This is a genomic window from Streptomyces sp. NPDC017991, assembly GCF_044328075.1.
Taxonomy (GTDB): Bacteria; Actinomycetota; Actinomycetes; order Streptomycetales; family Streptomycetaceae; genus Streptomyces.
In genome coordinates this window covers 276,645-289,171 of sequence record NZ_JBIRGP010000016.1, presented here as the reverse complement: position 1 = coordinate 289,171, position 12,527 = coordinate 276,645, and the positions used below count along the sequence as shown (strand labels likewise).

8 protein-coding genes are annotated in these 12,527 nt (G+C 70.0%); 2 read left to right on the top strand and 6 right to left on the bottom strand.

Annotated features, from left to right (window positions below):
• The first annotated feature begins 16 nt into the window (after positions 1–16).
• Both ACH4DZ_RS38200 and ACH4DZ_RS38195 read left to right on the top strand, forming a co-directional pair.
• On the top strand, positions 17–1,030 hold the full coding sequence (locus tag ACH4DZ_RS38200) for a LacI family DNA-binding transcriptional regulator (protein ID WP_398293229.1): 1,014 nt from the start codon (positions 17–19) through the stop codon (positions 1,028–1,030).
• 87 nt (positions 1,031–1,117) lie between these two features.
• Positions 1,118–3,196: a TIM-barrel domain-containing protein gene (locus tag ACH4DZ_RS38195; protein WP_398293227.1), complete on the top strand. Its 2,079-nt coding sequence runs from the start codon at positions 1,118–1,120 to the stop codon at positions 3,194–3,196.
• Between the two features lie 20 nt (positions 3,197–3,216).
• On the opposite strand, the gene ACH4DZ_RS38190 is transcribed toward ACH4DZ_RS38195, so the two are convergent.
• The 6 genes from ACH4DZ_RS38190 to ACH4DZ_RS38165 form a co-directional block, all read right to left on the bottom strand.
• Positions 3,217–3,960, bottom strand: a complete 744-nt coding sequence (locus ACH4DZ_RS38190; RefSeq protein WP_398293225.1) for a hypothetical protein — start codon at positions 3,958–3,960, stop codon at positions 3,217–3,219.
• Positions 3,942–6,233 (bottom strand): glycosyl hydrolase family 95 catalytic domain-containing protein, encoded by a 2,292-nt coding sequence (locus ACH4DZ_RS38185; protein WP_398293223.1) that lies wholly within the window; start codon positions 6,231–6,233, stop codon positions 3,942–3,944. The genes ACH4DZ_RS38190 and ACH4DZ_RS38185 overlap by 19 nt, the downstream gene beginning before the upstream one ends.
• Positions 6,230–8,251, bottom strand: a complete 2,022-nt coding sequence (locus ACH4DZ_RS38180) for a beta-galactosidase (protein WP_398293221.1) — start codon at positions 8,249–8,251, stop codon at positions 6,230–6,232. The genes ACH4DZ_RS38185 and ACH4DZ_RS38180 overlap by 4 nt, the downstream gene beginning before the upstream one ends.
• A gap of 110 nt (positions 8,252–8,361) precedes the next feature.
• Positions 8,362–9,327 (bottom strand): carbohydrate ABC transporter permease, encoded by a 966-nt coding sequence (locus tag ACH4DZ_RS38175; RefSeq protein ID WP_398293219.1) that lies wholly within the window; start codon positions 9,325–9,327, stop codon positions 8,362–8,364.
• Complete coding sequence (locus ACH4DZ_RS38170) at positions 9,324–10,391, bottom strand: ABC transporter permease (protein ID WP_398293217.1); 1,068 nt, start codon at positions 10,389–10,391, stop codon at positions 9,324–9,326. Before ACH4DZ_RS38170 ends, ACH4DZ_RS38175 begins: the two co-directional genes overlap by 4 nt.
• 136 nt (positions 10,392–10,527) lie before the next feature.
• The gene (locus ACH4DZ_RS38165; RefSeq protein WP_398293215.1) at positions 10,528–12,210 is read right to left on the bottom strand and encodes an extracellular solute-binding protein; all 1,683 of its coding nucleotides are present in this window, start codon (positions 12,208–12,210) and stop codon (positions 10,528–10,530) included.
• Positions 12,211–12,527 lie beyond the last annotated feature (317 nt).

Here is a 12,527-nt window from a genome sequence, read left to right as displayed (position 1 = left end):
GAACCTGGAGACCTGGATGGTCACCCTTGCCGAGGTCGCCCAGCACGCCGGAGTCTCGGCGAGCACGGTGAGCTACGTCCTCAGCGGCAAGCGGTCCATCTCCGCGGGCACCCGCGAGCGGGTCGAGGAGAGCATCCAGGTGCTCGGCTACCACCCCAACGCGGGAGCGCGGGCGCTGGCAAGCAGCCGGTCCAACATCATCGCGCTGATGATCCCGCTCCGCACGGACATGTACGTACCCGTGATGATGGAGATCGCCATCGCGGTGACGACCTCGGCACGCTCCCACGGGTACGACGTGCTGCTGCTCACCGGCGAGGAGGGCCCCGACGCCGTACGCCGGATCACCGGGAGCGGGCTCGCCGACGCGATGATCCTGATGGACGTCGAGCTGGACGACGAGCGGCTGCCTCTGCTGCGCGGCACGGCGCAGCCGTCCGTCCTCATCGGCCTGCCCGCCGACACCAGCGGTCTGACCTGTGTGGATCTCGACTTCGGCGCGACGGGCGCGCTGTGCGCCGAGCATCTCGCGATGCTCGGGCACCGTGACATCGCTGTCATCGGTGAGGCGCCCGCGGTGTACGAACGGCACACGGGGTTCGCCGAGCGCACGCTCGACGGACTCAGGTCCCGCTCGCGCGAGCTGGGCCTGCGGGTGCTGCACCGCCCGTGCGAGGGCGGCTTCGACGCGATGTCCCTGACCCTGGCCCGGGTCTTCGACGAACGCCCCGGCACCACGGGCTTCGTCGTGCAGAACGAGTCCGCGGTCGAGCCGCTGCTCGCGCTGCTGCGCCGGCAGGGCCGGGCCGTGCCCGAGGACGTCTCGGTGATCGCGATCTGCCCGGACCAGGTCGCCGTCCAGGCCTCGGTACGGCTGACCTCGGTGGCCATCCCCGCCCAGGAGATGGGCCGTAACGCGGTGGAGCATCTGATCGCCAAGCTGGAGGGGCACGGCAAGGACGAAGTCGTGCTCATCGCGCCCGAGTTGACGGTCCGGGCGAGCACGGGCCCGGCCCCGGCCGCCGCCTGACCCGACCCACCCCCGCCCACCCGATCTGGTCCTCCGGAGCCACGTCACCGGGTCTTGCCGCCACTCCTCCCTTCAGGAGCACCCCGTATGAATCAGCATGCCGAGAGCCAGCCGGAGCGGTCCGGGCAGCCGGGAGGGTCCGGCTCGGGGTCCGCGAGTCTCGCCCAGTCCTCGCCCACCGTCGGCACGTTCCGTGAACGCGAGGGCGCCCTGGAGTGGAGCGGCCGGCAGGAGACCGTACGCATCGAGCCGTGGGGCCCCGACGCCGTCCGGGTGCGGGCCAGGCTCGGCGGTCCCGTCCTGGAGGGCCTGCCCGCCGCCGTCCTCGACGAGGCGCCCGCCACCGAGGCGACCGTGAAGATCGAGGGGGGCCGGGGTCTGCTGACCGTCGGCGCGCTGACGGTCGAGGTCGACGCCGAGGGACTGGTCCGCTTCGTCCGCACCGGCGACGGGGCCGAACTCCTCACCGAGGAGCGCGCCCACTTCTGGTGGCCGGGACCGCGCCTCTACACCCCCGTGGGCAACGGCTACCACCGCCTGGAACAGCGCTTCGCCGCCTACGAGGGCGAGAAGCTGTACGGCCTCGGGCAGCACCAGCACGGGCTGCTCGACCAGAAGGGGGCCGTCCTCGACCTGGTCCAGCGCAACGCCGAGGTGACCATCCCGGTCCTCACGTCCAGCCGCGGCTACACCCTCCTGTGGAACAGCCCGGCGATCGGCCGGGTCGAGCTGGCGGGCAACGGTACGCGCTGGGTCGCGGACTCGGCCCGGCAGATCGACTACTGGATCACGGCGGGCCATCCGGCCGACGCGCAGCGCCGCTACAGCGCGGTGACCGGCCGGACGCCGATGCTGCCCGAGTGGGCGGCGGGCTTCTGGCAGTGCAAGCTGCGCTACCGCACCCAGGACGAACTCCTCGGTGTGGCACGGGAGTACAAGCGCCGCGGGCTGCCGATCGACGTCATCGTCTGCGACTTCTTCCACTGGACGCACCTGGGCGACTGGAAGTTCGACCCGGCGGAGTGGCCGGACCCCGCGGGGATGCAGCGGGAGCTGGCGGAGCTGGGCATCAAGCTCGTCGTGTCCGTCTGGCCGTCCGTCTCACCGCTCTCCGAGAACCACCGGCTCATGGAGCAGCGCGGCTGGTTCGTCGGCACCCAGTACGGGCCCATGGCGCACGCGGACTGGCCGGACAAGGAGGTCGCCTCCACGGTCCAGGTGGCCTTCTACGACGCGACGAACCCCGAGGCCCGCGCGTTCCTGTGGTCGAAGATCAAGGACAACTACCTGGAGCCGTACGGGATCACGTCCTTCTGGCTGGACGCCTGCGAGCCCGAGCTGAAGCCGGGCTTCCAGGAGAACCTGCGCTACTGGGCGGGCCCCGGCCTCGAAGTGGGCAACATGTATCCGCGCGAGAACTCCCGCGCCTTCCACGAGGGCATGCTCGCGGCCGGCGAGAGCGAGGTCGTCACCCTCAACCGCTCGGCGTGGGCGGGCAGTCAGCGCTACGGGGCGGCCCTGTGGTCCGGCGACATCGGCACGGACTTCGCGACCCTGCGCCGCCAGATAGCGGCGGGGCTCAACACCTCGCTGTCCGGCATCCCCTGGTGGAACACCGACATCGGCGGCTTCCACGGCGGCGACCCGGACGACCCGGCGTACCGCGAGGTGATGATCCGCTGGTTCCAGTTCGGCGCGCTGTCCCCGCTGATGCGGCTGCACGGCTTCCGCGACCCCGGCACCCCGCTCGGCCCGGAGATGACCGGCGGCCCGAACGAGGTGTGGTCGTACGGCGAGGAGGCCCGGCCGATCCTGGAGAAGTACCTCCATCTGCGCGAGCGCCTGAAGCCGTACGTCCTGGAGGTCATGCGGGAGGCCCACGAGGAGGGGCTGCCGGTGATGCGGCCGCTGTTCCTGGAGTTCCCCGAGGACCAGGCGGCCTGGTCGGTGGACGACTCGTACCTCTTCGGCCGGGATCTGCTGGTCGCGCCGGTGCTCACGGCGGGCGCCACGGTCCGTACGGCGTATCTCCCGGCGGGCGCGCGCTGGACGGACGCGTGGACCGGCCAGGAGTACCCGGGCGGCACGGCCGTGACCGTCGACGCCCCGCTGGACCGCATCCCGCTGTTCCTGCGGGACGGCGCGCGGCTGCCCGTGGCGGGGTAGCCGCGCGCCGTCCGCGACGGTCAGCTGCTGCTGACCGTCAGGTTGTTGGTGACGAAGTCCAGGCCACCGGACGAGGACGTGACCTCGAAGCCGAACTGGACGTCACCGATGGTCTCGTTGCCCATCCAGCCCTTGGTGTCCTTGATCCACTTGAGGATCGGCAGCATGTTGACGCTGCCCGCGTTCGAGTCCGAGGTGCGCAGGAACGAGAAGACCTCGTTGGCGCCGTTGTTGCCCTTGTAGACGGACCAGGTGTGGCCGCCGAGGGTGACATTGCCCTGCGAGGTGCCGAGCGGGCCGACGGCTCCGTTGTAGTTGACCCAGAGCATGATCTCGTAGTCGTAGTCGGTGTCCCAGATGTCGTACGAGGTGTTGTACGCGCCGGCCGCCGGGACCGTGACGTTGTAGCTGCTGGAGAGCGAGCCGAGCGAGGTGATCGTCTTGTTGACCACCTTCTTGGAGTTGGGGTACGACTTGATGCCGCCGGTGTTGGGGTGGTTGGCCCACACTCCCCAGTTGGTGCCGGAGTTGGCCCAGATGCACTGGCTGCCGGCGCCGGAGCCCCAGATGTTGTTGTAGAGCGTGTAGCCGTTCAGGCTGGTGTTGCCCCACTGGTCGCAGGAGTTCCAGACCGCGGCGGAGGCGGGGGCGGAGGCGAGTCCGACGGTCACTCCGAGAGCGAGCGCGGGCGCCAGCAGCGCCTTGGTGATCCTGTTCCTGTTCCTGTTCTTGTTCGTCCTCGTGTTCAGCGTGCGTGTTGCCATGGTGTCCCTTCCATGGGTGGGGGGATGTGGGGGATGGCTTCGCTGTACGTCTGCCGCGGCCCCAGGGTGAGGACGCGGTCCTCTCCGGCGCGCAGGTCGAGCTGTCGCGCTCCGGAGGGGGTTCTGAGGTCGATGCGGTGCGTGCGGGTGGGCCGGACCACCGCCCGGGCCCCCCGGGGGCTCCAGGCGAGGTCGACCTCGGCGCCGAACCGCGTCCGTACGCCCCGGAGTTCACCGGCCGGGAGGGTGGCGGGCAGCGCGGGGAGGAGGACCAGCCGGTCGGGGGTCGACTGGATCAGCGTCTCGATGATCAGAGCGGGCAGGGTGTGGGCGGCGTCGGCGTTGTAGACGTCGCGGCGGGGGTAGTGCGCGCTCATGAGGGAGGCGTGGAAGAAGTCGCCCTCCAGTACCCGGCCGAGCGCGTGCGCGACCCGCTCGGCGTCCCGCAGCCGGGCCGCGACGAGGGCGTGGTGCAGATGGCCGTGCGCGGAGTCGTTCTCGGCGCCTCGCAGTGCGAGTGCCCGGTGGGCGGCTGCCGCGAGCTCCGGGGTGTCGTAGGGGTTGATCTCGTCGAGCGGCCAGACACCGTACAGATGGCTGAGGTGCCGGTGGTCGTACGTGTCGTCCAGGCCCGGCCACGCCCATTCGGCGAGGGCGCCGTCGTCGTTGACGCGGTGCGGGGGCAGCCGCCCGGCGAGGGCGCGCCGGCGGTCGGCCTCGGGGCCCGGGTGGTACGCGGCCGCGGTGAGCAGGGCATGGCGGGCCGCGGAGAGGTCCATGGCGGCGTTGACCGCGCCCCAGCTCGCGTCCGGGTTCGCCGGGCGGTTCTCGGGCGAGTAGGAGGGGACGACGACGAGGTGCCCGTGCTCGTCGGTGCGGGTGAGGAAGTCCTCGTAGAAGAGGGCGACCTCGGCGAGAACGGCGGCCAGTCGCGGGTCACGCGCCCCGCGGGCCTCGTCGTGGTCGACGAGTGGCTTGAGCAGCCAGTCGGCGCCCGCGGTCCACAGGTGCAGCGGGTACTCGCGGCTGAAGTGGTAGGTGTGCCCCGACTCGCCGTCCGTGTGGGGCGGGGCGACGACTCCTCGGGCGCCGAAGACGGCCCGGGCGTTGTCCCGCCAGTGCGGCACCTGCCCGTGGACGAGGGAGGCGTGGGCCTCGATGACCTCGGGGAGGGCTCCCGCGACGGCCGAGGCGGTCTGCAGGTTGAGGTTGGCGTCCGTGGTGAAGGCGCCGGACCAGGCCGTGTCCCAGTCGCCGGTCCACAGCCCGGTGAGTCGCGGCGGCAGCATCCCGGAGGCGGACAGCAGGTGGTAACGGCCGGCCGCGAAGAGCCGTTCGAGGAGGGCAGGGCTCCCGGGCCGCCCGAGCAACTCGGAGCCGGGGAGGGCGCGCTCGGTGTCGTCGGCGTCGAGGGCGAGCGAGACGCGGGTGTAGGCGGTGCGGTGGAGGTGCAGGTGGCGCGCCAGGAGGTGCCCGTAGGGCTCGTCGCCGTCCGGGAGGAGCGCGCGCAGGGCCTGTGTCCGCGCCAGGGTGTCCGGTTCTCCGGTGTGCCGCTCCACGCGGGTCAGCAGCAGGACGGACTCGGCGCCCGCGACGCGCATGCCGGGCGCGGTCAGCGTCGTACGACCGCCGGTGACCACGGCCAGCGTCACTCCGGTGTACGCGCGGTCGCCGCCGGGGTAGCGGGCGCTCAGCGTGAGCACGGCTCCCTCGGGGGTGAGGACCGCTCCGTCGCTGACGCCCAATCCGTCGGGAGCCCCGGGGAGCCGGTGGTCCAGTGTGATGTCCAGGGCGGGCCCCGGAGAGGTCACGTACTGGACGATCACGTCGTCGGCGCGGGAGACGAAGACGCGGCTGCGCCACCCCGCGCAGGACGACGTGGCGACGCCCGTGGTGAAGTCGACCGTACGGCGGTAGTCGCGCTCCCCGTCCGACGGCCTCCGCAGCCGCACCTGGAAGGCCGGGTGGAAGGGCCGCACCCACTGCAGCGGGCGACCGTCCGTGAACTCCTCGGCCGCCCTGAGGTCTCCGGCGAGCAACCGGTCCTGCAGTGCGGGCAGTTCGGCCGCCAGTTCCGGAGGCCGGGCGTCCTCGCCGCCGTTGGGCCGGACGAGCGTGTGATGGGTGACGATCACCCGGTCGTCGTTCGGATCGCCGAACACAAGGGTGCCGTGGCGGCCGTTGCCGCTCAGGAAGGCGTCCTCCCAGCGGCCGGCCGGGGCCGGCTCCCAGGTGCCGTGCGGCGAGGGCGTGTTCTCCGTACCGGCGCTCATGGTCGCAGCACCGCCACTCCGTACCGGCCCAGTTCGAGGGAGCCCGTGACCCGTCGCTGGGCGAGCAGGTCCCGGTACTCCCCCGGCACCTCCACCGTGACCGGGTCGCGCCCGTGGTTGAGGACGAAGAGCAGGTCCCCCCGACGTACGGCCTCGACGTGGGCGGGCAGGCCGTCGAGCACCGGGCGCACGCCCGCCGCTGCGGCCACCTCCCGCAACAGCTCGCTCAGCGCGGTTCGTTCGGGCAGCGTGGAGACGTACCAGGCGCGGCCCCTGCGGAGCACGGCGGGCAGTCCGTCGAGTTCGCCGCCCTTGTAGCGGGAGTGCGCGACGACGTCCTCGGCCTGCCCGGTCCGGGGCTCGATCTCCTCGGACCACAGCGTGCCCCGGAAGCCGTCGCACTCGGCGTACTCGCCGGGGTCGAGCGGCCACCACTCGTGCAGGGTGCGGATGCCGAAGAGGTCCCGCAGCCGCTCGTCCATCCCGCCGGTCCGCACCCGGTCGTCCTCGTCCGCGATCCCGGTCAGGAAACCGCAGACGAGGGTGCCCCCTCCGCGTACGTACGCGACGAGGTTGTCGATCGCCGTGTCGGTGAGGAGGTAGAGCTGCGGCACGACGACGAGCCGGTACGCGGACAGGTCGTGCTCGGGGTGCGCGAAGTCCGTGGTGACATGGGCCTCCCACAGGGCGCGGTGCCAGGCCCGCACGACCTGCGGATGATCGACCTCGCGCGAGAGCCGGCCGTCCTGCGCCCCCGCCCACCAGGCGTGCCAGTCGTGGAGGATCGCGACCTCGGAGGGAACGTGCTGCCCCGTCACCTCCGCGCCGATCCGCCGCAGCTCGGCGCCGAGCCGCTTGACCTCCTGGTAGGTGCGGCCCTGCTCCCCCGCGTGGCCGACCATGCCCGAGTGGAACTTCTCCGCGCCCTGCCGGGACTGCCGCCACTGGAAATAGCAGACGGCGTCGGCTCCCCGGGCGACCGCCTGGAGGGACCAGAGCCGGTTGAGGCCGCGCGGCTTGGGATGGTTCACGCCCCGCCAGTTCACCGACCCCGCCGCCTGCTCCATCAGCATCCACGGCCCGCGGGCCTGGGAACGCGTCATGTCCTGGACGAGCGCGCCCTCCTGCGCGCCGAAGGGGTCGCGCGGATCCGGGTAGAGGTCGACGGAGACGACGTCCTCCTCCCGGGCCCACCGCCAGGCGTCCTGCCCCGCCCACATCGGCATGAAGTTGGTGGTCACCGGCAGGTCGGGGGAGTACCGGCGGACGATGTCGCGCTCGGCGACGTAACACTCCAGGAGCATGTCGGACGTGTAGCGCTTGAAGTCGAGCACCTGGGTGGGGTTGTTCAGGTAGTGGGCGTGGCGCGGTGGCAGGATCTCCTGCCAGTCGCCGTATCCCTGGCTCCAGAAGGCGGTTCCCCAGGCCGTGTTGAGCGCGTCGAGCGTGCCGTACCTGTCCCGGAGCCAGCGGCGGAACGTGCCGGCCGCCTCGTCGCCCCAGTCGTAGGTGCAGTACTCGTTGTTGATGTGCCACATGGTGAGGGCGGGGTGGCTGCCGTAGCGGGCGGCCAGGTCCTCCGTGACGGCCGCGGCGAAACCGCGGTAGGTGGCGCTGGAGTGCGAGAAGTGCTGTCGGCCGCCCCACCACTCGGTGCGGCCGTCCGCGTCGCGGGGCAGGGTGTCCGGGTGGAGCCGGCCCAGCCAGGGCGGGGGCGAGGAGGTCGGGGTGGCGAGGACGACCCCGATGCCGTTCTCGTGCACGAGGTCCATGAGCCGGTCCAGCCAGCCGAACTCCCGCGCTCCCGGCCGCGGTTCGATCTTCGCCCAGGAGAAGACGCCGAGCGTGACGGAGTTGACGCCCGCCTCCCGCATGAGGCGTACGTCCTCGTGCCAGGTCTCCTCGGGCCACTGCTCGGGGTTGTAGTCCCCACCGAAGAGGACGCGCCCGCGAGCGGCGTCGGCGAGCCCCGGCGGCACGCGGCCCTGCTTCGCGTCCCTCGGGCCAGTCGCGCACATGACACACCTCGTTCGATAGAGAGAGGGGGGCGCCCCCGAAGGGGCGCGGGGAACGGCGCGACCGGCCACAGCGGACCGGCACCCGGCATACGACCCCGTGGGGCAACCCGTCAGCCTTTGACCGCGCCGGTCAGCATCCCCTTCTTGAAGTGCTTCTGGACGAACGGCGACAGAAACGCAACCGGCAACAACGCCAGCACCATCACAGCCATCTGCACAGCGAGCGCGGACAACTCCCCCGCCCTGATCGCCTGCCCCAGCCCCACCGGAGGTTCCTGCTTCTGGACGAGCTGGATCATGACGTTCTGCAGCGGCATCATGTCCTGGTCGCTCAGGTAGATCGACGCGTTGAACCACGCGCTCCAGTACCCGACGGCGTAGAAGAGCGTGATCACCGCGATGACGGCACGGGAGAGCGGGAGCACGATCTGCCAGAGGATCCGCCAGTCCCCCGCCCCGTCGATCCGCGCGCTGTCGGTGAGTTCCGGCGAGATGCCCATGAAGAACGCGCGCAGCACCAGGATGTTGAAGACACTGATCGCGCTCGGCAGGATCAGCGCGAGATACGTGTCCGTCAGCCCCAGCGACTGCACGAGCAGATACGTGGGGATGAGGCCGGCGCCGAAGAACATCGTCGCGAGCAGGGTCATCAGGAACCAGCGGTGCCCGAGCGACCCGATGCGCGAGAGCCCGTACGCGCAGAGGACCGACACCGTCATCGAGAACAGCGTGCCGACGAGGGTGACGCCCAGGCTGACGACGGTGGCGCGGGTGACCTGGCCGCCGCTCAGCAGTTCCTGGTAGGCGATGAAGGTGACGCCCCGGGGGATCAGCACCAGACCACCGGCCTCGCTGATGGTCTGCTTCGTGGACAGGCTGGTGACGACGACGATCCACAGCGGGAACAGGACGGCCAGACAGGCGAAGGTCAGGGCGATGCCCTTGCCCGCCAGTCCGGCCCTGCGCGGCTCCTCCTCCCAGACGGGCCTCGGCGGGGCCGCCCAGCGGCCGGGCCCCTTCGGTCCTTGGGCCCTCGGCCGTTCGTCGGTCACGACACCCTCGGTCGCGGCACTCATTTCTTGTACACCCCCTGCTCGCCCATGAGATGGGCGACCTTGTTCGCGGCGAGGACGAGTCCGAGACTGACCACGCCCTTGATCAGGCCGGCCGCCGCCGCGTAACTGAAGTCCTGGTTGCGGACGCCGTTCCACCAGACGTAGGTGTCGAGGACCTCCGCCGCGCCCGGTCCCACCGCGTCCCGCTGCAGCAGGATCTGCTCGAAGCCGACCGTGAGCGCGTCACCGACCCGCAGCACCAGGAGCAGGGCGATCACCGGACGCAGCGCGGGCAGCGTGACGTGCCACATACGGCGCCACCGGCCGGCCCCGTCCATCGCCGAGGCCTCGTACAGATCCGGGCTGACGGAGGCCAGTGCGGCGAGGAAGACGATGACGCCCCAGCCGGCGTCCTTCCACACGCCCTCCGCCGTCACCAGGAACTTGAAGATCCCCGGGTCGGTCATGAGGTCGAAGCCCTCGTAGCCGTGCCGGCGCAGGGTCTGCGCGATGATGCCGGCGCCGCCGAAGATCTGCTGGAAGACGGTGATGACCAGCACCCAGGAGAAGAAGTGCGGCAGATAGAGGATCGCCTGCGACACGGCCCGCACCCGGGGCCTGATCACGCTGTTGATGAGCAGCGCGAGCAGGATCGGGACCGGGAAGAAGAGCAGCAGTTGCAGTCCGAACAGGACCAGGGTGTTCTGGACGGCGTCCCAGAACGCCGAGTCGTCGAACAGCCGTGAGAACTGCTCGAAGCCGACCCAGGGGCTGTGGAAGACGGCGATGAAACCGTTGTCGCTGACGTAGGGGTCGTACTCCTGGAAGGCGACGACGTTGCCCAGGATCGGTATGTAGTTGAAGACCAGGACCAGCAGGACGGTCGGCAGGGTCATCAGGATCAGCGTGCGGTCCCGTTCGAAGCGGACCTTGAAGGTGCCGCCGCCGTTCAGGGCCCTCTTCAGGGCCCTCTTCTCGGTCCGGGTGACCCCCGCGCCGGGCGGCGAGGCGGCGACCGGAGTGCCGCCGCGCGCCTCGGTGTCACGGGCAGCGGTATCACGCGCAGTCGTGTCACCTGAAGTCATGTCACCTGAAGTCATGTCACCTGGAGTGGTGTCACCTGGAGTGGTGTCACGTGGAGTCGTGTCACGTGGAGTCGTGTCACGTGGAGTCGTGTCACGTGGAGTCGTGTCACGTGGAGTGGTGCTGTGTGCCACCGGGTCACCCCTGCGCGGATCCGCTGTCGTCCAGCAGCTTCCCGTACCAGTCCCGCAGCTTGTCGCCGCCCTGGCTCTTCCAGTCCGACACGGCCTGCTGCATGTCGCTGATCTTCTTGCGGCCGCGGACGACGTCGTCCTCCAGCTGCTCGAAGTCGTTGGAGAGGTTCGTATAGCGGGCCGGTTCGATGATCTGGAGGCCGTAGAAGGGGGACTTCTTGGTGAAGGCGCCCATCCGCTGCTGCCACTCGACCTGCGCCTTCGCGATCTCCGGAAGGTCGGGGTGCGCGATCGTCGAGGCGGGGCTAGCCAGCATCACGAAGGCGTTCAGGACTTCCTGGTTGCCCTTGTCGTTCTTGGTGGGCGTGCCGTCCTTGACCGTGTAGTGCGTGCCCTCGACCCCGTAGTTGGTGAGCATGTACTCCTCGGTGCCGTACGGGGCGGCGGTGACGTTCGCGGCGGCCAGCACGTCCTGAATCACGGCCTTGGACGCCTTCTTGTTGACGAAGGCGAAGATGCTCGCGGGTGCCCCTGCCCACAGCGTGGGGTCCCCGCCGTCATGGCCGAAGACGTCCATGCCGGCGATACGGAAGTCCTTGTTCTGCGCGGCCTGTTCGGTGGTCTTGGCCCACCAGTGCGAGATGTCGTTGTTGTAGATGAGGACTTCGCCGGCCGTGAAGCGCAGGCCGGAGTCGCCCTGGTTCTGCGCCTTGGCGTCCGGGTGGACGACTCCCGCGGAGTACAGCTTCCGCGTCCACTCCAGCGCTTCGAGGTACTCGTCGGTCTCGACGCGGTAGACCAGCTTGCCGTCCACGGAGTTCCAGCCGAGCGGCTTCTCGCTCCCGGACAGCACACCGAAGCTGTTGAACGCCGTCCACTTCATGTCGTCGCAGGCCCACACCTTCGCCCTGGCGCTGGTGATCTCCTTGGCCAGGGCCAGGAACTCGGCTGCCGAGGTGGGGAGTTCGTAGCCCTTCTTGTCGAAAATGTCCTTGCGGTAGTACGGCACGATGTTGGCGACGTACGAGCTGGGCATCGGCAGGCCGCGCAGCTTGCCGCCGAAGATGGAGCGCTGCCAGGCGTCGGTCGGGACGGCGGCGAGGTTCGGATACTCCTTGACCTTGTCACCCGAGAGGTACGGGCCGAGGTCGGCCATCTTGCTGATGATGGCGCTGGGTATCTTGCCGCCCATGTTCCAGCCGGGGATCACCACGACGTCCGGCATGTCGCTGGAGGCGAGGACCGCGCCCAGCTTCTCGTCGTAGGTGTTGCCGTCCTGGTTCTGCCAGACGACGTTCGCGCCGATCTTCTCGTTCATCGCCTTGTAGTAGGGGTTGTCGCCCTTCGGCGGTGAGCCCCAGAACGGCGACATGATCTTGATGGTGCTGCCCTTGCCGAGCTTCCCGGACACCGAGGTCTTCAGGTCGGCCGTGACGAGTTCGCTGGTGAAGCCGAGCGAGGACCCGTTCTTCGACGCGATGTCCGGTGTCACCACGTTCTGCGCCACGAAGGCGGGAAGGATCTTCTTCGCGTCCTTGCCCGAGGTCGTGCCCTCCTTCTTGCCGCCGTCGGAGCCACCGCAGGCGGCCAGCAGCGGCATACCGCCGGCCACCGCGACGGTGGCGACCGCCGTGGAGGCGAGGAAGCTTCTCCGGCCGGGGCCGGAGGCGGAGGTGTTCGGCGTCATTGCGTCAACCCTTCGTGGCACCCAGGAGCGGCACCTTCGACAACCGGAGGCGGGAGGTCGCTCACCGCGGCAGACAGTCGAAGCGCTTCGATGTTGCTGCGAGGTTAAGTGAACACCTGGGGGTGCACAAGAGCCGATTCAAACATTCCTCGGAGGTGTGCCGGAGAGTCAGAGGTCTGTACCGGTCTCTTTCGCCCCACGGAATGAGGGCAGTTGGGCGTGCGGATCCGGAGTTGTCGGGTCCGAGTGTCTTGACACCCGACCACTCATCGAATCAGCATCGAAGCGCTTCGAAAGCTCGCCGCCGGCCTTCCCCG

Excerpts from the sequence above, each read along its gene's own strand:
- ACH4DZ_RS38170 (WP_398293217.1), bottom strand. The coding sequence starts at position 10,391 with ATGACTTCAGGTGACACGACTGCGCGTGATACCGCTGCCCGTGACACC.
- ACH4DZ_RS38190 (WP_398293225.1), bottom strand. The coding sequence starts at position 3,960 with ATGGCAACACGCACGCTGAACACGAGGACGAACAAGAACAGGAACAGG.
- ACH4DZ_RS38200 (WP_398293229.1), top strand. The coding sequence starts at position 17 with ATGGTCACCCTTGCCGAGGTCGCCCAGCACGCCGGAGTCTCGGCGAGC.
- ACH4DZ_RS38185 (WP_398293223.1), bottom strand. The coding sequence starts at position 6,233 with ATGAGCGCCGGTACGGAGAACACGCCCTCGCCGCACGGCACCTGGGAG.
- ACH4DZ_RS38175 (WP_398293219.1), bottom strand. The coding sequence starts at position 9,327 with ATGAGTGCCGCGACCGAGGGTGTCGTGACCGACGAACGGCCGAGGGCC.
- ACH4DZ_RS38180 (WP_398293221.1), bottom strand. The coding sequence starts at position 8,251 with ATGTGCGCGACTGGCCCGAGGGACGCGAAGCAGGGCCGCGTGCCGCCG.
- ACH4DZ_RS38195 (WP_398293227.1), top strand. The coding sequence starts at position 1,118 with ATGAATCAGCATGCCGAGAGCCAGCCGGAGCGGTCCGGGCAGCCGGGA.
- ACH4DZ_RS38165 (WP_398293215.1), bottom strand. The coding sequence starts at position 12,210 with ATGACGCCGAACACCTCCGCCTCCGGCCCCGGCCGGAGAAGCTTCCTC.